This window comes from Sulfitobacter sp. PM12, from assembly GCF_045586035.1.
Lineage (GTDB): Bacteria > Pseudomonadota > Alphaproteobacteria > Rhodobacterales > Rhodobacteraceae > Sulfitobacter > Sulfitobacter pontiacus.
In genome coordinates, this window is the sequence record NZ_CP151529.1 from 727,681 (window position 1) to 749,824 (window position 22,144).

26 protein-coding genes are annotated in these 22,144 nt (G+C 61.2%); 18 read left to right on the top strand and 8 right to left on the bottom strand.

The annotated features are described in order from the left end of the window. Window positions 1-2 precede the first annotated feature (2 nt). A complete protein-coding gene (locus AADW22_RS03455) occupies window positions 3-653 on the top strand; it encodes a GntR family transcriptional regulator (protein ID WP_005851189.1) in 651 nt (216 codons plus the stop codon). Window positions 654-674: 21 nt separating this feature from the next. On the opposite strand, the gene AADW22_RS03460 is transcribed toward AADW22_RS03455, so the two are convergent. From AADW22_RS03460 to AADW22_RS03470, 3 genes are all read right to left on the bottom strand, one after another. Next, complete coding sequence (locus AADW22_RS03460; RefSeq protein WP_005851191.1) at window positions 675-1,637, bottom strand: acetyl-CoA carboxylase carboxyltransferase subunit alpha; 963 nt, start codon at window positions 1,635-1,637, stop codon at window positions 675-677. Window positions 1,638-1,701: 64 nt separating this feature from the next. Beyond that, complete coding sequence (locus tag AADW22_RS03465) at window positions 1,702-2,331, bottom strand: LysE family translocator (RefSeq protein ID WP_407474265.1); 630 nt, start codon at window positions 2,329-2,331, stop codon at window positions 1,702-1,704. A 74-nt stretch (window positions 2,332-2,405) separates the two neighbouring features. Then, the gene (locus AADW22_RS03470) at window positions 2,406-3,365 is read right to left on the bottom strand and encodes an L-malyl-CoA/beta-methylmalyl-CoA lyase (RefSeq protein ID WP_340240180.1); all 960 of its coding nucleotides are present in this window, start codon (window positions 3,363-3,365) and stop codon (window positions 2,406-2,408) included. 249 nt (window positions 3,366-3,614) lie between these two features. Here AADW22_RS03470 and dgcN point away from each other — a divergent pair, with 249 nt between their 5' ends. Genes dgcN through AADW22_RS03485 form a run of 3 tightly spaced genes read left to right on the top strand, consistent with a single transcriptional unit; the run spans window position 3,615 to window position 6,491 of the window. Continuing rightward, complete coding sequence (gene dgcN / locus AADW22_RS03475; RefSeq protein WP_407474266.1) at window positions 3,615-4,616, top strand: N-acetyltransferase DgcN; 1,002 nt, start codon at window positions 3,615-3,617, stop codon at window positions 4,614-4,616. A gap of 45 nt (window positions 4,617-4,661) precedes the next feature. Next, window positions 4,662-5,627 (top strand): N-acetyl-D-Glu racemase DgcA, encoded by a 966-nt coding sequence (gene dgcA / locus AADW22_RS03480; RefSeq protein ID WP_407474267.1) that lies wholly within the window; start codon window positions 4,662-4,664, stop codon window positions 5,625-5,627. A gap of 3 nt (window positions 5,628-5,630) precedes the next feature. Then, window positions 5,631-6,491: a D-amino-acid transaminase gene (locus AADW22_RS03485; protein WP_005851201.1), complete on the top strand. Its 861-nt coding sequence runs from the start codon at window positions 5,631-5,633 to the stop codon at window positions 6,489-6,491. 31 nt (window positions 6,492-6,522) lie between these two features. Here AADW22_RS03485 and AADW22_RS03490 read toward each other — a convergent pair whose 3' ends face one another. Beyond that, window positions 6,523-6,837 (bottom strand): DUF1244 domain-containing protein, encoded by a 315-nt coding sequence (locus AADW22_RS03490; RefSeq protein ID WP_009825922.1) that lies wholly within the window; start codon window positions 6,835-6,837, stop codon window positions 6,523-6,525. A gap of 280 nt (window positions 6,838-7,117) precedes the next feature. Between AADW22_RS03490 and pyk the strand changes: the two genes are divergently transcribed. The 4 genes from pyk (at window position 7,118) to rplT (ending at window position 9,548) form a co-directional block, all read left to right on the top strand. Next, window positions 7,118-8,563 (top strand): pyruvate kinase, encoded by a 1,446-nt coding sequence (pyk, locus tag AADW22_RS03495; protein WP_037964794.1) that lies wholly within the window; start codon window positions 7,118-7,120, stop codon window positions 8,561-8,563. 44 nt (window positions 8,564-8,607) lie between these two features. After that, on the top strand, window positions 8,608-8,835 hold the full coding sequence (locus tag AADW22_RS03500; protein ID WP_005851207.1) for a hypothetical protein: 228 nt from the start codon (window positions 8,608-8,610) through the stop codon (window positions 8,833-8,835). 131 nt (window positions 8,836-8,966) lie between these two features. Then, window positions 8,967-9,167 (top strand): 50S ribosomal protein L35, encoded by a 201-nt coding sequence (rpmI, locus tag AADW22_RS03505; RefSeq protein ID WP_005851209.1) that lies wholly within the window; start codon window positions 8,967-8,969, stop codon window positions 9,165-9,167. A 15-nt stretch (window positions 9,168-9,182) separates the two neighbouring features. After that, window positions 9,183-9,548: a 50S ribosomal protein L20 gene (rplT, locus tag AADW22_RS03510; RefSeq protein WP_005851211.1), complete on the top strand. Its 366-nt coding sequence runs from the start codon at window positions 9,183-9,185 to the stop codon at window positions 9,546-9,548. Between the two features lie 72 nt (window positions 9,549-9,620). On the opposite strand, the gene AADW22_RS03515 is transcribed toward rplT, so the two are convergent. Then, the gene (locus tag AADW22_RS03515; protein WP_407474268.1) at window positions 9,621-10,844 is read right to left on the bottom strand and encodes a YbfB/YjiJ family MFS transporter; all 1,224 of its coding nucleotides are present in this window, start codon (window positions 10,842-10,844) and stop codon (window positions 9,621-9,623) included. A gap of 138 nt (window positions 10,845-10,982) precedes the next feature. On the opposite strand from AADW22_RS03515, the gene pheS reads away from it, so the two are divergent. From pheS to mscL, 6 genes are all read left to right on the top strand, one after another. Further along, window positions 10,983-12,056 (top strand): phenylalanine--tRNA ligase subunit alpha, encoded by a 1,074-nt coding sequence (pheS, locus tag AADW22_RS03520; RefSeq protein WP_184583296.1) that lies wholly within the window; start codon window positions 10,983-10,985, stop codon window positions 12,054-12,056. Window positions 12,057-12,067: 11 nt separating this feature from the next. Beyond that, entirely contained in the window at window positions 12,068-12,583 is a 516-nt protein-coding gene (locus AADW22_RS03525) for a hypothetical protein (RefSeq protein WP_407474269.1), read from the top strand. A gap of 135 nt (window positions 12,584-12,718) precedes the next feature. After that, on the top strand, window positions 12,719-13,522 hold the full coding sequence (locus tag AADW22_RS03530; RefSeq protein WP_407474270.1) for an alpha/beta hydrolase family esterase: 804 nt from the start codon (window positions 12,719-12,721) through the stop codon (window positions 13,520-13,522). Between the two features lie 83 nt (window positions 13,523-13,605). After that, a complete protein-coding gene (gene pheT, locus AADW22_RS03535) occupies window positions 13,606-16,005 on the top strand; it encodes a phenylalanine--tRNA ligase subunit beta (RefSeq protein ID WP_407474271.1) in 2,400 nt (799 codons plus the stop codon). Between the two features lie 16 nt (window positions 16,006-16,021). Next, window positions 16,022-16,471: a YtoQ family protein gene (locus AADW22_RS03540; protein ID WP_009825928.1), complete on the top strand. Its 450-nt coding sequence runs from the start codon at window positions 16,022-16,024 to the stop codon at window positions 16,469-16,471. A gap of 159 nt (window positions 16,472-16,630) precedes the next feature. After that, the gene (mscL, locus tag AADW22_RS03545) at window positions 16,631-17,062 is read left to right on the top strand and encodes a large conductance mechanosensitive channel protein MscL (protein WP_005851224.1); all 432 of its coding nucleotides are present in this window, start codon (window positions 16,631-16,633) and stop codon (window positions 17,060-17,062) included. A 72-nt stretch (window positions 17,063-17,134) separates the two neighbouring features. Here mscL and ald read toward each other — a convergent pair whose 3' ends face one another. Further along, window positions 17,135-18,253 carry an alanine dehydrogenase gene (gene ald, locus AADW22_RS03550; protein WP_180828634.1) on the bottom strand — a complete coding sequence of 373 codons (1,119 nt, stop codon included), beginning with the start codon at window positions 18,251-18,253 and terminating at the stop codon, window positions 17,135-17,137. 141 nt (window positions 18,254-18,394) lie between these two features. Between ald and AADW22_RS03555 the strand changes: the two genes are divergently transcribed. Continuing rightward, window positions 18,395-18,856 (top strand): Lrp/AsnC family transcriptional regulator, encoded by a 462-nt coding sequence (locus tag AADW22_RS03555; protein ID WP_407474272.1) that lies wholly within the window; start codon window positions 18,395-18,397, stop codon window positions 18,854-18,856. Here the strand turns inward: AADW22_RS03555 and AADW22_RS03560 are convergent. Continuing rightward, window positions 18,853-19,503, bottom strand: a complete 651-nt coding sequence (locus AADW22_RS03560; protein ID WP_009825931.1) for a hemolysin III family protein — start codon at window positions 19,501-19,503, stop codon at window positions 18,853-18,855. The genes AADW22_RS03555 and AADW22_RS03560 overlap by 4 nt on opposite strands. 155 nt (window positions 19,504-19,658) lie before the next feature. After that, window positions 19,659-19,865 carry a 30S ribosomal protein S21 gene (rpsU, locus tag AADW22_RS03565; RefSeq protein ID WP_005851231.1) on the bottom strand — a complete coding sequence of 69 codons (207 nt, stop codon included), beginning with the start codon at window positions 19,863-19,865 and terminating at the stop codon, window positions 19,659-19,661. Window positions 19,866-19,980: 115 nt separating this feature from the next. Here rpsU and AADW22_RS03570 point away from each other — a divergent pair, with 115 nt between their 5' ends. The 3 genes from AADW22_RS03570 to AADW22_RS03580 all read left to right on the top strand — a co-directional run bounded on the left by AADW22_RS03570 (window position 19,981) and on the right by AADW22_RS03580 (window position 22,060). Next, window positions 19,981-20,679 carry a COQ9 family protein gene (locus AADW22_RS03570; RefSeq protein WP_005851232.1) on the top strand — a complete coding sequence of 233 codons (699 nt, stop codon included), beginning with the start codon at window positions 19,981-19,983 and terminating at the stop codon, window positions 20,677-20,679. An 84-nt stretch (window positions 20,680-20,763) separates the two neighbouring features. Continuing rightward, entirely contained in the window at window positions 20,764-21,489 is a 726-nt protein-coding gene (locus AADW22_RS03575; protein WP_407474574.1) for an energy-coupling factor ABC transporter ATP-binding protein, read from the top strand. Then, the gene (locus AADW22_RS03580) at window positions 21,464-22,060 is read left to right on the top strand and encodes a CbiQ family ECF transporter T component (protein WP_407474273.1); all 597 of its coding nucleotides are present in this window, start codon (window positions 21,464-21,466) and stop codon (window positions 22,058-22,060) included. Before AADW22_RS03575 ends, AADW22_RS03580 begins: the two co-directional genes overlap by 26 nt. Window positions 22,061-22,144: the final 84 nt, after the last annotated feature.

Here is a 22,144-nt window from a genome sequence, read left to right on the forward strand (position 1 = left end):
ATATGAACCTGAACCCTCGTCCCCTTGATGCGCATCCTTTGGCCCATGACCGTGTCTATCGGCAGTTGCGGACCCGCATCATGCACGGCGATCTGGCCCCGGGACAGGCGCTGACCCTGCGGGGAATCGGGAAGGAATACGAGGTGTCTATGACCCCCGCCCGCGAGGCCGTGCGGCGGCTGGCGGCGGAAGGGGCGCTGACCATGTCGGCCTCTGGCCGGATATCGACGCCGGAGCTGAGCAACGAACGGATCGAGGAACTGGCCGCCCTGCGTGCCCTGATCGAGGTGGAGCTTGCGAGCCGCGCCCTGCCGCGGGCCCACCTTGCGCTGATCGACCGGATGCAGGCGATCAACAATGCCATCTCGGATGCGGTGATCCACCGTGACGCGGTGAGCTATATTCGCACCAATCTGGAATTTCACCGCACGCTATACCTGCGGGCGCAGGCCCCTGCGATGCTGGCGATGGCGGAAACGGTCTGGCTGCAGATGGGCCCGACGATGCGGGCGCTTTACGGGCGGCTCAGACGGACGGAGCCGCCGCATTTTCACAAGCTGATTATCGCGGCGCTGCGCGCGGGCGACGAACCCGGTCTGCGACTGGCAGTGCGCACCGATGTGACCCAAGGTCTGCGGATGCTGGCGACGTGATGCGCCAGCGGGCGGCGTAGATTACGCCGCCAGCCCCTTGGCCCCGAGGTCGAGGAATTTCTTGCGACGATCTGCCACCAGCGCCTTTGGGTCTTTGCCCGACAGGTCATCCAGCATCGCGGCAATCGCCTTGCGCACCGATGCAATTGCCTCTTTCCGATCCCGATGCGCGCCGCCACGGGGTTCGGGGATGATGCGGTCGTTGACGCCCAGCTGTTTCAGATCTTGCGCGGTCAGGCGCAGCGCTTCGGCGGCCTCGCGCATTTTCTCGGCATCTTTCCACAGGATCGATGCGCAGCCCTCGGGCGAGATCACGGAATAGACGGAATGTTCCAGCATGGCGACGCGGTTCGCCGTGGCAAAGGCAACCGCCCCGCCTGACCCACCTTCACCGATGATGACAGAAACCAGCGGCACACCGATCTGCAAGCATTTCTCGGTCGCGCGGGCGATGGCTTCGGATTGGCCACGCTCTTCCGCGCCTTTACCGGGGTAGGCACCGGGGGTGTCCACCAGCGTGATCACGGGCAGCCCGAACTTGTCGGCCAGTTCCATGAGGCGCACGGCTTTGCGGTAGCCTTCGGGGCGGGCCATGCCGAAATTGCGTTCGATACGGGATTTGGTGTCGTTGCCCTTTTCGTGGCCGATTACGACGACAGGCGTGTCGTTGAACCGTGCCAGACCGCCCATGACCGCAAGATCATCGGCAAAATTCCGGTCCCCCGCCAGCGGGGTATATTCGGTAAAAAGGGCCTCGATATAGTCTTTGCAATGGGGCCGGTCGGGGTGACGTGCCACCTGACATTTGCGCCACGGCGTCAACGACTTGTACAGATCGTCAAGCATTTGGTGGGCTTTTTCGTCCAGCGTTTTGGCTTCGGCGCTCACGTCCATCCCTTCTGAGGACCGCGCCAGAGCGCGCAGCTCTTCCGCTTTGCCTTCCACTTCGGCCAGTGGTTTTTCGAAATCCAGATACTGTGTCATCACCTGCTCCGCGCTTTGTTCAGGGCTATATGGCGTTGATTTGCGGTCTTTGCAACGGAACCTGTCAGCTGGCCGGCCAAAGGGCGGGCAGCAGCGACGCCACGAGCAGCGCGGCCATGGTCACGTTAAACACCCGCAAACGCCGGGGATTGGTTAGAAAACGGGCCATCTGCCCGCCAAGAAGGGTCCAGAGGGTGACCGACGGCAGCGCCATCACCGCCACGACAAGCGCCGTGATCACCAGCGGCAATATGCCGGCAGAGGGCACGTAGATCGTGATGATGCTGAGCCCGAAGGCCCAGGCCTTGGGGTTGACCCATTGAAACCCCGCCGCTTGCAGAAAGCTCAGCGGTTTGGCGTTCGAGTCTGCGCTTTGCACCGGGGCGGCGGTGGCGATCTTATAGGCAAGGTAGATCAGATAGATCAGGCTCAGGATCTTGAGCACCGTATAGATGACGGGAAAGGCGTCAAACACGCGGATCAGGCCAAAGCCCACCAGCAGCAACATGACCATAAACCCAAGGGTGATGCCCATCATATGCGGCACCGTGCGCGCAAAGCCGAAGTTCGCGCCCGATGCCATCAGCATCAGGTTGTTCGGCCCCGGCGTGATAGAGGTGATCAGCGCGAAAAGCGCGAGCGCAGAGAGGACATCGATGGTCATGCTGCCTTGATGCCCCAAGCCGCGGGGCATGCCAAGCCCGCTTTGCTGCGGGGGAGATGGCGCGGCGCGAGGGTCGCCTCGCGCCGCTGTTCAGTATCGCGGGGTTAGCGCGAGGCGATCATCTCGGACTGGCGCACGATGACTTCGGCCTGTTTGATGCTGGCGATATCGACCAAACGGCCCTTGTAGACGGTCGCACCTTCGCCGTTGGCCTTGGCTGTTTCCATCGCGGCCAGAATCTCGCGCGCTTCGGCGACAGCTTCGTCGGAGGGGGTGAACACCTCGTTCGCGACGGCGATCTGCTTGGGGTGGATGGCCCATTTTCCGACCATGCCCAAGGTCGCCGACCGACGCGCCTGCGCGCGGTAGCCTTCGTCGTCCGAGAAATCACCGAACGGACCGTCGACCGGCAGCACGCCATGGGTCCGGCAGGCGGCGACAATGGCGGTCTGCGCCCAATGCCACGGATCGGACCAATGCTTTGCCCCGTCGCGCAGCATGTAATAGTTTTCTTGCGTGCCACCGATGCCGGTCGTCTGCATCCCCATCGAGGCGGCAAAGTCGGCGGCACCAAGGCTCATCGCTTGCAGGCGCGGGCTGGCGGCGGCGATCTCTTCGACGTGGGCGATGCCTGCGGCCGATTCGATAATCACCTCGAACGAGATTTTCTTGGTGCGGCCCTTCGCGGTTTCGATCGCCGTGACCAGCGCGTCGACAGTATATACGTCAGCGGCACAGCCGACCTTGGGGATCATGATCTGGTCCAGACGCTCGCCCGCTTGCTCCAGCAGGTCGACGACATCGCGGTACCAGTAAGGTGTATCCAGCCCGTTGATCCGCACGGACAGTGTTTTGTCGCCCCAGTCTACATCGCTGATCGCCTTGATGATATTGGCGCGGGCGTTGTCCTTGTCCGTAGGGGCCACGCTGTCTTCCAGATCAAGGTTGATCACATCGGCGTCAGAGCTTGCCATTTTTTCGAAGATTGCCGGGCGCGAACCGGGGCCGAACAATTGGCAGCGGTTGGGACGTGCAGGTGCTGTAGGCTGGATGCGAAAGCTCATATGCGGAATCCTTGAGTAATAAAGTTACGACTTGCTTGCCTTGGGTGGTATTAAATTGCGCTGGTCCCTGCAAGGGTGATCTCGCACCTGCAGCATCAGCGGCTGAATTTCTGTGCACAGTTCTTGCTCGCATCGGCAGATACCTGCAAAATTTCTGCGCCATCTCTTGCGCCTACCACTCATTTGCAACCTTATCGCGCCGAAAGGCTGCGAAACTGAGCCAAAGCCAAATTGCAGGAGCATGTGATCATGATCAAAACACCTTATCTTCTTTTTCTGGGCGACGCGCCGGATCACCTTGCGGTTAAAGTGGCGCAGGGCATCAAGGACTGGCGTCCTGAAAATGCCGTCGGTCAGCTGCGGCTGCACGGGTGCAAGGCGGATCTGGGTCTGACCGATATGACGCTTGCGCAAGCGAAAGACGCAGGCGCGCAGACCCTGGTGATTGGCGTCGCCAACCGCGGGGGCACCATCAGCGCCACATGGCGCGCCGTGCTGGTCGACGCGCTGGAGGCCGGTTTCGATCTGGCATCCGGCTTGCATAACCTGCTGCGCAACGAGCCAGAGCTCGTGGCCGCCGCCGAGAAACACGGGCGCAGCTTGCATGATGTGCGTATCCCGTCGGTGCAGTACCCGATTGCGAATGGCGTCAAACGCAGCGGCAAGCGCGTGCTGGCGGTCGGCACCGATTGTTCGGTCGGCAAGATGTATACCGCGTTGGCGCTGGACGCGGCGATGAAAGAGAAGGGGCTGAAAAGCAGCTTCCGCGCGACGGGCCAGACCGGTATTCTGATCACCGGCGAAGGTGTGCCTTTGGATGCCGTGATCGCGGATTTCATGGCCGGCTCGATCGAGTATCTGACCCCCGACAATGACGATGATCACTGGGATATCATCGAAGGGCAGGGCAGCCTGTTCCACGTGTCCTATTCCGGCGTCACCATGGCGCTGATCCACGGCGGCCAACCCGATGCGTTGATCCTGTGCCACGAGCCGACCCGCAAGACCATGCGCGGACTGCCCGACTACACGCTGCCCACGTTGGAAGACGTGCGCGACGTGGCACTGACGCTGGCAAAGGTTGCCAACGCAGGCTGTCAGGTGGTCGGTATCTCGATCAATACCCAGCATCTGTCGGAGGCAGAGGCAGACGCCTATCTGGCCGAGGTCGAACAACGCTTGGGCTTGCCAGCCGTGGACCCGTTCCGCCAAGGTGCCGCGAGACTGGCGGAGGCTTTGGCAGCCCTCTGATCGGCCCTTCGGGGAGAGTTTAAGTTGCAAAATGAAGGAGCGGATATGCGTATTGAGGTAAGCCGGGATGTCTTTCGGCTGGCGCAGGTCTTTACCATTTCGCGTGGATCGCGGACCGAGGCGCAGGTGCTCACGGTGCGGATCACCGATGGCGGCGTGACGGGTTGGGGCGAATGTGTGCCCTATGCCCGGTATGGCGAGACGCTGGAGTCGGTCACGGCAGAGATCGAAGCGCTGCGCGGGCCGCTGACGCGTGATGCGCTGTATGACCTGCTGCCGGCTGGTGCCGCGCGCAATGCAGTGGATTGTGCCCTATGGGATCTGCAAGCCAAGCAGGCGGGTAAACCTGTGTGGGAGCTGGCGGGGCTGGCGCGACCGGGGCCCGAGATCACGGCCTTTACCCTGTCGTTGGATAGCCCCGAAAAGATGCGCGAACAGGCCGCCTTGCATGCGCATCGCCCGCTGTTGAAGATCAAGCTGGGCACGCCGGATGATATGCCCCGCCTTGAGGCCGTGCGCGCCGGTGCGCCTGATGCGCAGATCATCATCGATGCGAATGAGGGCTGGTCGGCTGCGGTATACGCCGATCTTGCCCCGCATCTGGTGCGGCTGGGTGTGTCTTTGGTTGAACAGCCTTTGCCCGCAGGGGATGACGATGCGCTCGTCGGGATGGAGCGGCCCGTGCCGGTCTGTGCCGATGAAAGCTGTCATGACCGTGCGAGCCTTGCTGCGCTGAAGGGCAAATACGATGTGGTCAACATCAAGCTGGACAAGACCGGTGGTCTGACAGAGGCGCTGGCGCTGCGCGATGCGGCTGTCGCGCAGGGCTATGACGTCATGGTGGGGTGCATGGTCGGGTCGTCGCTCGCGATGGCGCCGGCGGTGCTGGTGGCGCAGGGGGCAAAGGTCGTGGACCTTGACGGGCCGCTGCTTCTGGCCGAAGACCGCGACAACGCTTTGACATTTGACGCCGCCGGGGTGCATCCGCCTGCGGCCAAGCTTTGGGGATAAGACATGCGGACTGTATATGTGAACGGTGAATACCTGCCCGAGACCGAAGCCAAGGTTTCGATCTTTGATCGCGGGTTTCTGATGGCGGACGGGGTCTATGAGGTCACCAGCGTGCTGGACGGCAAGCTGATCGACTTTGACGGCCATGCCATCCGGCTCAGCCGGTCGTTGAACGAGCTACAGATGCGCAACCCGATCTCGAAGGAGGACCTGCTGGAGGTCCACCGCGAGCTGGTGCGCGTGAACGAGATCGACGAGGGGCTGATCTATTTGCAGATCACCCGCGGATCGGACGGGGACCGCGACTTTGCCTTCCCCGATCCCGAGACGACAGAGCCGACGATCGTCTTGTTCACCCAGTCCAAGCCGGGTCTGGCCGACAGCCCCGCCGCCAAGAAAGGTGCCAAGATCATCAGCATCGAAGACATCCGCTGGGGCCGTCGCGACATCAAGACGGTGCAGCTGCTGTATCCGTCGATGGGCAAGATGATGGCCAAGAAGGCGGGCTGCGATGATGCCTGGATGGTCGAGGACGGTTTTGTCACCGAAGGCACCAGTAACAACGCCTATATCGTGATGGGCAACAAGATCATCACCCGCGCCCTGAGCAACGAGATTTTGCACGGCATCACCCGCGCTGCGGTTCTGCGTTTTGCCAAAGAGGCGCAGATGGTGGTGGAAGAGCGTAACTTTACCATCCACGAAGCGCAGCAGGCGGATGAGGCGTTTACCACCTCCGCCAGCGCCTTTGTCATGCCCGTGGTCGAGATCGACGGCGTGGCCTTGGGCGATGGAACACCGGGCAAGGTCGCGCCGCGGCTGCGCGAGATCTATCTGGACGAGATGCGCAAGGCGGCGGTCTAACCCGCCTTGCCAAGGGGCTGGCTGCGCGCGGTCAGCCCTTTTCGCCGACGTTCTGTTCGAAGGCGACCTTGAACGCCTCTTTCTGCGCGTCCTTGGCGTCGGTCTGATAGTTGGCTTTCCATGCGTCCATGGTCATGCCGTAGAACAGCTCGCGCGCTTCTTCCTTGCCCATGTCGATCCCGCGTTCGTTTGCGGCTTCTTGATACCAGCGCGACAGGCAGTTGCGGCAAAATCCGGCCAGGTTCATCATATCGATGTTCTGCACGTCCGTGCGGTCTTGCATCAGGTGCTGTTGCAGCCGGCGAAACGCAGCGGCCTGAAGTTCGATTTCCTGTTGTGTGGGCATTATGCTCTCCTGCGTGTGGGGTGGGCCCAAGCTATGGGTTGGCCGGTGCGGGTTCAAGGCGGCGGGCCGTGAATGTGGCACGGCCTTCCGCCGCCCGCTGTCATCGTGCTGTCATATTGTGGTGGGCATAGACGGGGCAGGCGATCTTCGCTAAGTGTTAACGCTAACACATGTTAACGCTAACTTATTTACTATCCACTCTGACCGCCGCGCGTGTTAGACCCGTGGCAATGAGCGCAGGGGCTGCCAAAGCCCGCAGATGAAAAGGGACGTCACCAGTATGAAACGCACGCGGAATGTCAAAGTAGTTGCCACCTTGGGTCCGGCCTCGGACACGCACGAGACGATATCGGCACTGTTTCACGCGGGCGCGGATGTGTTCCGGTTGAACATGAGCCACGGCAGCCATGACGAAATCCGGATCAAGCACCAGATCATCCGCCAGATCGAAGAGGAAACGGGATCCACGATCGGTATTCTAGCGGATCTTCAGGGGCCAAAGCTGCGTGTGGGCGTCTTTTCGGGGGACAGCGAATTGCTGGTCGAGGGCGCGTCCTTCCGGCTGGATCTGGACGAGGCAGAGGGCAATGCCCGCCGCGTGTGCCTGCCGCACCCCGAGATTTTCCAGGCGCTTGAACCGGGCGCATCGCTGTTGGTCAATGACGGCAAGATCCGTCTGAAGGTCAAGGAATGCGGCCCCGATTTCGCGGAGTGCGAAGTGATGATCGGCGGCGTGATCTCTAACCGCAAGGGCGTGAACGTGCCGGATGTGGTGCTGCCGCTGGCCGCCCTGTCGGAAAAAGACCGCGCCGATCTGGAATTCGTGTGCGAGCTGGGGGTCGACTGGCTGGCACTGAGCTTTGTGCAGCGCCCCGAAGATGTGACCGAGGCGCGCGAACTGGCCAAGGGCCGTGCCGCATTGCTGAGCAAGATCGAAAAGCCGTCGGCGGTGGACCGGTTCGAGGACATCCTGGCGGTGAGCGACGGTATCATGGTTGCGCGCGGTGATCTGGGGGTTGAACTGCCGGTACAGAACGTGCCGCCGATCCAGAAACGACTGGTGCGCAAATGCCGTGCGGCGGCAAAGCCGGTGATCGTGGCGACGCAGATGCTGGAATCGATGATCGAAAGCCCGATCCCCACCCGGGCCGAGGTATCGGATGTCGCGACCGCCATTTATGAAGGGGCCGATGCGGTGATGTTGTCGGCGGAATCCGCGGCCGGTGCCTATCCGGTCGAGGCTGTGCGCACGATGGATAACGTGGCCACCGAGGTAGAGCAGGATCCGACCTACACCCAGATTATCGAATCGTCGCGCAAGGTGGACCGCATGACCGTGGCGGACGGTATCGTTGCCGCCGCACGCGAGATTGCGGAAACCGCGAACATCAAGGCGATCTGTTGCTTCACCCAAAGCGGGACCACGGCGCTGTTGACCGCACGTGAACGCCCGCGGGTGCCGATCATCGCGCTGTCACCTCTGGTCAAGACCGCGCGCCGTCTGGCGCTCACCTGGGGCGTAAATTGCGTTCAGACCGGCACGCTGGAACGCTTCAAGATGGCCGTGGTCAGCGCCGCGCGCGTTGCCCGTGACGAAGGCTATGCCGGGCCGGAGGATATGATCGTTGTCACCGCAGGCGTGCCTTTCAACGTCGAGGGCAGCACAAATATCCTGCGCGTCGCACCCTGCGACGAACGATTGATTTTTAATACCGATCCGGAATAACCTCTGGTCAGGTAACAAGAATATATCGAGCAAGGGCAGGAATAATGGATACTGATCTGATTTTGGTGATTGGTCTTGCCCTTGCTGTGCTTTCTATCCCCTCTGTCGTGTCGGCCTTCTCTGATGGCCGTGCGCCGCGCGCGTCGGCATTGACGGTGCTGATCGCGGGCGGGATGATCGTCTATGCCATCAACACCCATCCGGGCGGCTACGCGTTGGAAGACGTGCCAGACGCCGTTTTGCATGTGATTGCGCGCTACAAGTTCTGGTAAGCGCAGGCGTTTCGCGCTTTTGCCCTTGCTTTGGGCCCCTGTCCCTCCTATACGCCAGCTTCGTTCCGCGCGTCCGGCCTTCGTGGCATGCCGAGTCGCGCACTTACCGAACTCAAGTTAAGGAGACGGAAATGCCCAAGATGAAGACGAAATCGAGCGCCAAGAAGCGCTTTAAGATCTCGGCGACCGGCAAGGTCATCGGCGGTCAGGCTGGCAAACAGCATGGTATGATCAAACGGACGAAAAAATTCATCCGTGACGCGCGTGGGACAACAGCTTTGTCTGCACCCGACGCCAAGATCATCAAGGGCTTCATGCCCTACGACCGCTAAGATAGGAGAGCCGATATGTCCCGTACAAAAGGTGGTGTCGTTACCCACGCCCGTCACAAAAAGGTAATCAAAGCAGCCAAAGGTTACTATGGCCGCCGCAAGAACACCTTTAAGGTCGCCCGCCAGGCGGTCGACAAAGCCAACCAATACGCCACGCGCGACCGTAAGAACCGCAAGCGGAACTTCCGCGCATTGTGGATCCAGCGGATCAACGCCGCTGTGCGCAGCCACGACGAAGCACTGACATACAGCCGCTTCATCAATGGTCTGTCCCTGGCTGGTATCGAAGTGGACCGGAAGGTTCTGTCCGACCTGGCCATCAACGAGCCCGAAGCATTCGGTGCCATCGTGAAGCAAGCACAAGACGCACTGGCCGCGTAAGCGCCCTTTGCCGACCCCAAGTTTTAGAACGCCGCCCTGACATCGGGGCGGCGTTTTTCGTTTGTGCGGTGATCAGCCGTGGTCTTGTTGCGGCAGCGGTTTTTGAAACGCCACCACAGCGGCCCCTGTCAGCAGGATCGCAGCGGCAGCCAAGAGGCTGGACCCGATATTGCCCGTCAGGTCGCCCAAGGCACCGGCGGCGAAGGGGCCTGCGGTCTGCGCGATGGCAAAGACCACGGTGAACAGGCTCATCGCGGCGGCCCAGCTTTCGGCAGGCAGGTTCTGGCGGATAAAACTGGTGATCGCCCCGGGGGCCATGAAGACGCAAAGCCCGAAAACCACGGCTGAAATCACCACGGCTCCACCCGCAGGCAGGACGAGCGGCAGCGCCGATCCGATTGCGATGCCGGTCAGGATCATCGCCAAAGGCTTGCCCGAAGCGTGCCGCGCCAATACCCCGCGCCAGACGAAGGGCGAGGCGATCAGCGCCACCCCCATGATGATCCACACCGCCGAGATCAGCAGCGCCGGTGCCTGTTGATCCGTCATCCACGCAGACAGGAACGTCAGATAGACGATATAGCCCATGGCAAAACCGACGTAGCCTGCAAGCTCTCTCCAGATCAGGTGCAGCTTGATGCCGCCGGCTGCTGTATTCCGCTGTGCAGGCACCGACAAACGCGCCGCGGCCCATAGGGACAGGGGCAGGCAGGCGACGCTGATTACGCCGATGATATACCAGCCATAGCGCCATGATCCGGTGCCCCAGAACTCTATCATCAGGGGCAGGGACGCGCCTGCGAGCATGATCCCGATACCGCCGCCCGCGCCGAACAGGATCGCGATCGCCAGCGCATTGCGGCGCGCGTCGCCCGGAAACAGCCGCGCGGTCAGCACCCCTGCGGTGGAAAAGGACATCGCCCCGAACACCCCCGCCGCGATCCGCCAGAAGGTCTGCCAGCCCATCGTCGCCTCGTATCCCGTCGCCAACAGCGTCAGCGTCGTGGTCACCATGCCGAACCCGAACAACCGCGCAGGCGCGATGCGCCCGATCAGCAGCAGCGTCAGCACCGCGCCGATGATATAGCCGATGGCATTCGCCGTGTTCAGCCAGCCCGCCTGCGCATAGGTCCAGTCCAGCTCGGTCTTCATCGCGGGCAGGATCAGCCCGTAGGCAAAGCGCGCGAACCCGTTTGTGACCGTCACCCCCAGCGTCAGGCCAAGCAGCGCCAGCCAGGGCCGTGTGACAGGTCGGGGCAGGGACGGGTTGCCGTCGGGTTGTAAAATCTCTGCCACGCGCGGCACCCCCTTGATGGTTTGCGCCACTATGTGCCCGCGGTTTCAGCATCACAAGACCCGCTTCAAATAGCCCTGCCGCTTGTATTCGGGGCCAATTCTGCTAGCACCAGCCCGAGCAAAAGACATGAGGCCGATATGGACGACCTGAAAGCGAAATATCTGGGCCAGATCGCTGGTGCCGCCGACGAAGCCGCGTTGGAGGACATCCGTCTGGCCGCCGTGGGCAAAAAGGGCGAAGTCGCCCTGAAGATGCGCGAGCTGGGCCGTATGACGCCCGAAGAACGCCAGACAGTCGGCCCTGCGCTGAACGCGCTCAAGGACGAGATCAACTCCGCCATTGCCGCGAAGAAAGCAGCACTTGGGGATGCGGCCCTTGATGAACGTCTGCGCAGCGAATGGCTGGACGTGACACTGCCCACGCGGGCGACGCGTCAGGGCACGATCCACCCCGTCAGCCAGGTGACCGAGGAAGTGACCGCGATCTTCGCCGAGCTAGGGTTTTCAGTCGCCGAAGGGCCGCGCATCGACACCGATTGGTATAACTTCGACGCGCTGAACATCCCCGGCCACCACCCCGCTCGCGCCGAGATGGACACGTTCTATATGGCCCGTGCCGAGGGCGACGACCGTCCGCCCCACGTGCTGCGCACCCACACCAGCCCCGTGCAGATCCGCACGATGGAAGCCGAAGGCGCGCCCCTGCGCATCATCTGCCCCGGTGGCGTCTACCGTGCCGACTATGACCAGACCCACACGCCGATGTTCCATCAGGTCGAAGGTCTGGCGATCGACAAAGACATCTCTATGGCGAACCTGAAATGGACGCTGGAGGAATTCTTTAGCGCGTTCTTCGAGGTCGAGGGCATCAAGACCCGCTTCCGCGCATCGCATTTCCCCTTCACCGAACCATCGGCAGAGGTTGATATCCAGTGTTCCTGGGTCGACGGGCAGCTGCGCATCGGTGAAGGCGACGGCTGGATGGAGGTGCTGGGCTCCGGCATGGTCCACCCGAAGGTGCTGCAAGCAGGCGGGATCGACCCGAACGACTGGCAAGGCTTTGCTTTCGGTATGGGTATCGACCGTATCGCGATGCTGAAATACGGCATTCCTGATCTGCGGGCGTTCTTTGATTCAGACCTGCGTTGGTTGCGCCATTACGGGTTTGCAAGCTTGGACCAGCCGACGCTGCATGGTGGTTTGAGCCGGTGAGGCTGGAGTATGTGCTGGCGCTATTCCGTCCGTATAGGATCAATGCTGCGGAAAGAAAGATTGTCCAGCACAGAGCCGCTCCACTAGGTGGTCAAATGACTATGGATGGGCAGGTTCAGAACGGTGAGCGCTGGATATCCACGTTAGAAACTAAAGCTGGTGTCTTACTCGCTCACATTTCAATGATGATTGCTGTAACGGGGATTCTATTCGCGATTAACGGTGAAGCGGAGGGTTATAGGCTGGTGCTCGCTATCGAGCTGACAGCCTATTTGTTTTTGGCGCTGCTATGCATTCGATGTCAGAACCACTACGGTACAACTGACTTTTTGAAGTTCGTCCGAAAGCACGCTAACCCCAAACACAACGCTGCTCACCATGTCTATCAGAACGCGGTATTTGGGGAGTTATTTTATCGCGAATGGTTGTTTCGGTACATCCAGAGAGGGGTGTACCTTCTGACTTTCGTACTAATAGTTACCGTGTTCTGGGGGCTGTTCTTTGAAAACTTTGGTGCCTTCAATTAGCGGATATTCCTAAATCGCTTCAGAAACTGCTAGATTAGTAGCCTAATCACACCGCCGTCTATAGGGGGCATATGTGCCTAAATTAGTCAGTGGTAAGGCTTCCAAAATGTTCCATTCTATCCGTGAGCTGCGCTGGTGAAATATCTAATACTCCTATTCTGCTTCAGCCTCCTCCTCACCTCCCCCGCCACCGCCCAAGCCCTCCCGCCCTGCGGCGGTGACATCCCCTGCAAGCTCGGCAACCGCAGCTACAACATCCTGATGCCCGACGATTGGGACGGCACATCCCCCCTGCCGGTGATGATGCATTTTCACGCGTTCCTGCGGCGTGGGCGCACGGTGATCCATCATCCGCGCATCGGGTCCGAAACAAAGCCCCGTGGCGTGATGCTAGTAGCCCCGTCGGCACAGCATCGGGCGTGGCGGTTCTGGCAGGATGACCCTGCGGATATCGCCTTTGCCGACGCGGTGCTGGCGGATGTGGCGAAACGCTATCCGGTGGATCAAAGCCAGATCTATATCTCGGGGTTCAGCTTCGGCGCGGCGATGGCGTGGCGTTATGCCTGCGCGCGCGGCGACCGGATCGCGGGGCTGCTGACCATGTCGGGCACGATCAAACAGGCCAGCACCTGCGCCAACCCGCCGCGTCAGGTCCGCCATGTGCATGGGCTCAACGACCTGTGGATGAGCCTGCCGCGCGGGCCCGAACATGACACCACCAATGTCGTAGCACTCTGGCGCAAGGCGTTCCGCTGTGGCAAGGGCCGGCTGGATGGCGCGCTGACCCTCGCCCCGGGGGTAGAGTTCGCGCATTTCACCTGGGACAATTGCGCCGGCGACCGCAGCGTGACGCTGGACATCCATACCGGCGGACATTTCATCCCGACCGGATGGCTTGGCTACCAGCTGGACGGGTTGATGCCCAAAACACCGGGCTAGGCGCAAAACGCAGCCGCACCGCATTGAAACCGCGCCGATTAAACGCTACGCCCTAGCGCAAGCATTGCATGAGGATCACCGCCATGAAATTCACACTGTCCTGGCTGAAGGAACATCTCGACACCACCGCGTCGATTGATGAAATCACCTATGCGCTGACCGATCTGGGGCTCGAGGTCGAAGGCGTCGAAGACCGTGGCGCGAAGCTGGCGGATTTTACGCTGGGCTATGTGCAATCGGCAGAAAAGCACCCCGACGCGGATCGTTTGCAGATCTGTCAGGTGGATACCGACGAAGGCGTGCAGCAGATCATCTGCGGTGCCCCGAACGCGCGTCAGGGCATCACCGTGGTTGTGGCGAAACCGGGCGTTTATGTGCCGGGCATTGATACCACCATCGGCGTTGGCAAGATCCGTGGCGTCGAAAGCTTTGGCATGATGGCGTCAGAGCGCGAGCTTGAACTATCCGAAGAACATGACGGTATCATCGAGCTGCCCTCGGGCAATGTCGGCGACCGTTTTATCGACTGGCTGGCGGAAAACGACCCCGCCAAGGTCGACCCCGTGATCGAGATCGCGATTACCCCCAACCGACCCGATGCCTTGGGTGTGCGCGGGATCGCGCGTGATCTCGCGGCCCGTGGTCTGGGCACGCTGAAACAGCGCGATGTGCCTGCGGTCGAAGGGCAGTTCCCGTGCCCGATCTCTGTTTCGATCGACGAAGACACGCTGGACCAATGTCCGGTTTTCTACGGTCGTGTGATCCGCGGCGTCAAAAATGGCCCGTCGCCGGCATGGTTGCAGGACAAGCTGCGCGCTATTGGCCTGCGCCCGATCTCGTTCCTCGTCGATGTGACGAACTTCTTCACCTATGACCGCAACCGTCCTTTGCACGTGTTCGACGCGGATAAGGTCGCGGGCAACAGCCTGCGCATCCACCGCGCCAAGGGCGGCGAGACCCTGATGGGGCTGGACGACAAGGAATATACCTTCAGCGAAGGCATGACCCTGATTTCGGACGCTGAAAAGGTCGAAAGCATCGCGGGTGTGATGGGCGGCGCGGAAAGCGGCTGTTCCATGGACACGGTGAATGTCTTTGTCGAAGCGGCCTATTTCGATCCGGTGCGCACCGCCTACACGGGCCGCGCGCTCAAGATCAACTCGGACGCGCGCTATCGCTTTGAACGGGGGATCGACCCCGAATGGACGCCCTATGCCATCGAACATGCGACCCAGATGATCCTGGACATCGCAGGCGGTGAGGCGTCCGAAGTTGTCGTCGCGGGCAAGGTGCCGGACTATTCTCGCGCCTACAAGCTGGACGCGGCGCGCGTGCAGTCGTTGGTGGGGATGACCATTTCGGAAAGCGAGCAGCGCAAGACGCTGACAGCACTTGGCTTCCGTCTGGAAGGCGACATGGCGCATGTCCCAAGCTGGCGCCCCGATGTGCAGGGCGAAGCCGATCTGGTCGAGGAAGTCGCGCGGATTGCGTCACTCACCAAGCTTGAAGGGCGCCCCTTGCCGCGCCTGACGACCGGCGTGCCCAAGCCCGTCCTGTCGCCGATGCAGCGCCGCGAGGCGATTGCGCGCCGCGCCTGTGCGGCCTTGGGTTATAACGAATGTGTGTCTTACAGCTTTATCGATCAGGCGTCTGCTGCGCTGTTTGGCGGCGGCACTGATGACACCCGTCTGGAAAACCCGATCAGCAATGACATGAGCCATATGCGCCCGTCGCTGTTGCCCGCCTTGCTGCAGGCCGCGGCCCGCAATCAGGCGCGGGGCTTCCCTGACATGGCGCTGTTCGAGGTCGGCCCCGTCTTCACCGGCGGCGAGCCCGGCGATCAGCATCTGCAGATCAGCGGCCTGCTGACCGGCAGCACCGGCCCCAAAGATGTGCATGGCGCATCCCGTCCGGTCGATGTGTTCGACGTTAAAGCGGATATCGAGGCGGTCCTGTCCGCCATCGGTGCCCCCGCCAAGGTGCAGATCAACCGCAATGGCGCTGACTGGTTCCACCCCGGGCGTCACGGGCAGATCTGCCTTGGCCCGAAAAAAGTGCTTGGCGTCTTTGGCGAAATTCACCCGCGGGTGCTGGCGGCACTGGATGTGAAAGGGCCCGCGATGGGCTTCACCATCTGGCCAGCCGAGGTGCCCTTGCCGCGCAAGTCCGGTGCCACACGTCCCGCGCTGAACACCAGCGCTTTGCAAGCGGTGGAACGTGACTTTGCCTTTGTGGTGGATGCCGATATTGACGCGCTGACGCTGGTCAATGCGGCGATGGGGGCGGATAAGGCCCTGATCGACGATGTGCGCGTCTTTGATGAATTCATCGGCGGTGCCTTGGGCGAGGGGAAAAAATCGCTCGCCCTCACGGTACGGATGCAGCCAAGCGACAAGACACTGAAAGACGCGGATATCGAGGCGGTTAGTGCCAAGGTGATCGACAAGGTGACCAAAGCCAGCGGCGGCGTGCTGCGCGGCTAAAGCGAACGGAGGCGGTATGACACTGCATGTATATCTCTCGGGTGAAATCCACACCGACTGGCGCGATCAGATCATCGATGGCGCGGCAGGGTTGGATGTTGTGTTCACCGGCCCTGTCACCGACCACGCGGCCAGCGACGACTGCGGTGTGGCGATTCTGGGGGCCGAGGAAAACAAGTTCTGGCACGACCGCAAGGGCGCACAGCTGAACGCGATCCGCACCCGCAAGGGCATCGAAGAGGCGGATGTCGTGGTCGTGCGTTTTGGCGATCAGTACAAACAGTGGAACGCGGCTTTTGATGCGGGCTATGCGGCGGCTCTGGGTAAATCGCTGGTGATTCTGCATGGGGACGACCACGCGCACGCGCTGAAAGAGGTCGACGCCGCAGCTTTGGCTGTCGCCCAAGAGCCCGCTCAGGTCGTGCAAATCCTGCGCTATGTGCTGACGGGCACCCTGCCAGAGTAAGCACGCTTTGCACCGGATTGCGCGGTTTTCGCCTCTGTAAGGGGGAAAACCGTGCTTATCCGACAAAAATCCATCGTTATTTGGAAAACTTGTGCTAACGCATGCGCAGTATGTCGTGCGACGTAGCAGACACGGCTTTCAATCATACGAGGGACAGACATGATTCAAGAATTCAAGGATTTCATTGCCAAGGGCAATGTTATGGACCTGGCAGTCGGTATCATTATCGGCGCGGCGTTTACTGCTATTGTGACCTCGCTGGTCAGCGATCTGATCAACCCTGTGATCGGTCTGGTCCTTGGCGGCGTTGATTTCACCAGCATGTATGTGGTGCTGTCCGGCGATGTGCCTGCGGGTACCGGTCTGGACGCGGCGCGCGAAACCGGCGCGGCGATCTTTGCCTATGGCGCGTTCATCACGGCCTGCATCAACTTCCTGATCATCGCTTTTGTGGTGTTCATGCTGGTCAAATCCGTCAACCGGCTGAAATCGCTGGCCGAACGCCCCGATGATGTCGCCCCCGAAGTGGCGACTGGCCCCAGCCAGTTGGACGTGCTGCTGCAAATTCGCGATGAGCTTGCCAAGAAGTAAGCGTTTCAACCGCGTGAAACGAAAAGGCCCGCAGGTGCACTGCGGGCCTTTTGCGTGGTGCGTAGGGGGTGGTTAACCGGCGATGGCCTGATCGGCGGTGATCGCCTCCATCCCGAGCGCTTCGGCCACGGCGGCGTAGGTCAGCTGACCTGCGTGCACGTTCAGACCTGCCTTGAGGTGGGGATCGTCGGCGCAGGCTTGCTTCCAGCCTTTATCCGCCAGTGCCAGCATGAACGGCATCGTGGCGTTGCCAAGCGCGATGGTCGATGTCCGCGCCACGGCACCGGGCATGTTGGCAACGCAGTAGTGCATGATGCCGTCCACGTCGTATACGGGGTCTTGGTGGGTGGTCGCTTTCGAGGTTTCAAAGCAGCCACCTTGGTCAATCGCCACGTCCACCAGCGCCGCGCCGGGCTTGAGCTCGGACAGTTGCGCGCGGCTGATCAGCTTGGGGGCGGCGGCCCCGGGGATCAGGACGGCGCCGATGATCATATCGGCCTCGCGCGCCAGTTCGATCGTATTGCCCGCCGAGGCGTAAGAGGTGTTGAACACGCCGCCATAGATGTCATCCAGATAGCGCAGACGGGGCAGGGACCGGTCAAGCACGGTGACATCCGCGCCCATGCCAGCCGCAATCCGTGCGGCGTGGGTGCCGACAACACCGCCGCCGATCACGACCACACGCGCCGGACCAACGCCGGGGACGCCGCCCATCAGCACGCCGCGCCCGCCGTTGGCTTTTTGCAGCGTCCATGCGCCCACCTGCGGGGCCAGGCGACCCGCGACTTCGGACATTGGCGCAAGCAGCGGCAAGCCACCATTGCGGTCGGTGACGGTTTCATAGGCGATACAAGTCGCCCCGGAGGCAAGAAGATCCTTGGTCTGTTCGGGATCGGGGGCGAGGTGCAGATAGGTGAACAGGATCTGCCCTTCGCGCAGCATCTTGCGCTCGACCGCTTGGGGTTCCTTGACCTTGACGATCATGTCGGCGCTGTCGAAGACCTCTTGCGCGGTGGCAAGGATCGTCGCGCCTGCGTCGGTATAGGCGGCGTCATCAAAACCAGCGCCGATGCCGGCACCTGCTTCGATAACAACCTCATGTCCCTTGTTCACCGCCTCGTAAGCGGCATTCGGGGTCATGCCGACGCGGAATTCCTGTGGCTTGATTTCTTTGGGGCAACCGATTTTCATGAGTTCATCCTATTGAGGGTGCATTTGAATTACGGTACGCCCGTCGATACGCAATTGGGCACGGATTATGGGCCGTTATCCCCCTTGCTCTTCGAATACTCTGCTGCATATTGGTCATTTCACGCGAAAGTATTGCGCCACATGAATCTAGACGACATCGATCGCCGCATCCTTACTGCCCTGCAACGCAACGGGCGGATGTCGAACTCTGACCTGTCGGAAAAGGTACATCTGTCGCCGTCGGCCTGTCACCGGCGCGTGCAGCGGCTGGAAGCCGAAGGGTATATCCGCGATTACGTCGCCCTGCTGAATCCGCGCAAGATGGGCGTCCCCACGACGGTGTTTGTCGAGATCACCCTGCAAGGCCAAGCGGACGAGGTGCTGGACGCCTTTGAAAAGGCGGTTGCGCGTATTCCCGATGTGCTGGAATGCCACCTGATGGCGGGGGCCGCGGATTACCTGCTTAAGGTCGTGGCCGAAAATACCGAGGATTTCGCCCGCATCCATCGCCAGCATTTGGCGCGGTTGCCCGGTGTGGGGCAGATGCAATCCAGCTTTGCGCTGCGCACGGTATGCAACACCACAGCGCTGCCAGTCGGTTAAATCGCGGAGGGAAACAGCGCCATCCAGATGCCGGCGAACATCGCGATGCCGCCGATATTGACCCAAGCGTGCCACGTCGCATAGCGAAAGCGCATGGCGCGGCGCACATAAAAGCCGACGCCGATCACATAGGCAAATGCCCCGCCGATGATGCACCAGAGTGTTGCCAGCGGCACCCCTGTCAGGTCCGGCAGTGCGCAAAGGCCAATGGCGCCCAGCCCCAGATAGGATGCGGTGGACCACTTGCCCTGAACCTGCGGGTCGGTGATTTTTTTGTACATCGCCACCAGCGCCAGCCCCCATGACACACAAAGCAGCGTGATCGTCCATGTCGTGCCGGCCTGCACGAAGAACGGCGTAAAGGTGCCCGCGATGCTGGGATAGATCGCCGCATGATCAATCCGCCGCATGAGTTTGCGCGCGTCATGCCACGGCGCGAAGTGGTAGGCGCAGGATGCAAGGTTTGATGCCAGTGCGCAAAGCACATAGACCACCACCGCGACGGTCACCGCCGTTTGCAGCGATGTGGCCGATTTCATCACCAACGCGCCACCAGCCCCCAGAATCAGCGCAAGCCCCACAAGGTGGACGATCAGATCAGCCCGCCGGTGGATCGGGGCAACGCTGGGGTAGGTGGGCTGGGTCATGGTCTGTCCTGTCTTTGGCCGCTTTGCGATACGCTCTGCCGCCGGGTCCTGTCTACTGTACCCATGCGTCACCACGCGCGCAGCGGCAGACAAAAGAAAACCCCCGGCACCGAAAGGTAACGGGGGTTCGTATTCTTATGCGTCGCTTGGATGATTTACATCATGCCTTCGCGCTGCAATTTCTTCCGTGCCAGTTTGCGGCTACGGCGGATCGCTTCTGCTTTCTCGCGTGCTTTTTTCTCGGAAGGTTTCTCGAAATGCTGCTTAAGCTTCATTTCACGAAACACACCCTCGCGCTGAAGTTTTTTCTTCAGGGCGCGCAGCGCTTGATCGACGTTGTTATCGCGAACACTAACCTGCATGTGGTTTTCACCACCTTTCTAGTTTGAAGTTGCAAGGATTTGCAGGAACTGGCCATATAGCAACCGAAACCTATATTGTCTAGAGCAAAGCCAATCACCCCTTCAGGAGGCCGCTATGACGAACACGTCCCAGACACCGAAAGAACAGCTGCTGGATGCCGCGCTGATGCATGTCGCGTTTGACGGCTGGTCAGAGGCGACGTTCAAGGCTGCGGTCAGCGATACCGGCATGGACCCGACCGTCGCGCGTGCTGTCTGTCCGCGCGGTGCCGTTGACCTGGCCGTCGCCTATCACAAGCGTGGCGATCAGCAGATGATCGATCGGATGAAGGCCGAAAACATGACCGAGATGAAATTCTCGGCCAAGGTTGCCGCTATGGTCCGCTTCCGTCTTGAAGCCGCCACGGACAAAGAGGCCGTGCGTCGTGGGACAACCCTGTTTGCCCTGCCACAATATGCGCCGGAGGGGGCCAAACTGGTCTGGGGGACGGCGGATGCCATATGGGCGGCCTTGGGTGATACGTCCGAAGACGTGAACTGGTACACCAAACGGGCCACGCTGAGCGCGGTCTATTCCTCGACCGTGCTGTTCTGGCTGGGCGATACCAGCGAGGGCCACGCAGAGACATGGGCCTTCCTTGATCGGCGGATCGAGAACGTGATGCAGATCGAAAAGGTCAAGGCGCAGGTGAACAGCAGCCCGACGCTCAGCATGTTGATGGCCGGGCCCAACTGGTTGCTTTCCCATGTGAAAGCCCCCTCGCGGCTGAACCGCAGTGATCTTCCCGGCAGCTGGGGCAGCCCGCGACCCTAGGCTGGCTTTCCTCGCCAGACCAGACCTGCTAGGTGCTGCGGCGTCCGCATCCGGCGCGGGCGCGGCTTATTGGTACTCACGCATATGCACCCGTTTCTGATTGATCTGGACAAGGTTTCCTACACCCCCGAAGGAACCTCGGTGCTATGTGATGTGACACTGCAGGCATCCGAGCGGCGGATTGGTATTGTCGGGCGGAACGGGTCCGGTAAGACATCTCTGGCACGGGTGCTGGCGGGGCTGGTGGCCCCGTCGTCGGGCAAGCTGCGGATCAACGGGGTGGATGTGGTCAAGGATCGCAAGGCGGCCTTGCGGCAGGTCGGCATCCTGTTCCAGAACCCCGATCACCAGATTATCTTCCCCACGGTGGAAGAAGAGATCAGCTTTGGCCTGACCCAGCTGAAACACACCGCAAAAGAGGCCGCAGAGAGAACGGCGGATATCCTTGCCCGCTTTAACCGCAGCCATTGGGCGAAAGCGGCGATCCATCAGCTATCTCAGGGGCAGCGGCAGCTGGTCTGTCTGATGTCGATCCTTGCCATGCAGCCGCGCCTGATCATACTCGACGAACCTTTTGCGGGGCTTGATATCCCGACGATGATGCATCTCACGCGCGTGCTGCACGCGGTAGAGGCGCATCTGGTGCACATCACCCATGACCCCGCGCATCTCGCGACCTATGACCGGATGATCTGGATCGATCAGGGTCGGATCGTGCAGGACGGCGCGGTGCCTCAGGTGACCCAAGCCTTTGTGGCACAGATGCAAGAGATGGGGGAAAGCGATGATTTCACTCACCTCCCCGGTTGAGACCCGCGCACACGGTTGGCCTGCGGGGGCAAAGCTGGCAGCGCTTTGCGTGGCGACGATGGGGCTATTCAGCCTGACCCACCCCGCGCTGCAGGCGGCGGCCTTGGCGGTGACCCTGCTGCTTTATGCGCTGCCGGGATGGCGGTTTTTCAAGGTGGGGCTGGCGCGCTTGCGGGTGCTGCTGCCCTTCGTTGTGCTGATCATGGTCTGGCATATCGTGACCTATGACATCATGGCGGGCGCGACCGTGACGTTGCGGATGATGACAGCGGTGGCGCTGGCGAATCTGGTGACCATGACGACCAAGCTGGCGCAGATGGTGGCTGTGGTGACATGGCTGACAACGCCGCTGCGCCGTCTTGGCATCCAGACCCGAGCGATCGAACTGGGCATCGCCCTCGTCATCCGCTTTACCCCTGTTCTGGCGCAAAAGGGCCAGTTGCTGGCGCAGTCATGGCGCGCGCGATCCACCAAGCGGGTCGGCTGGCGGATGATCATCCCGTTTACCGTGCTGGCGATTGACGACGCCGAACATGTGGCCGAGGCCCTGCGTGCCCGTGGCGGGCTTTGACGTGAGACCCTCCGCGACCTGACGCCTGTCAGTTCGCATTGTGTGTGCCGAAAACCGTGCCTATGGTGCGGCAACACTGATTTA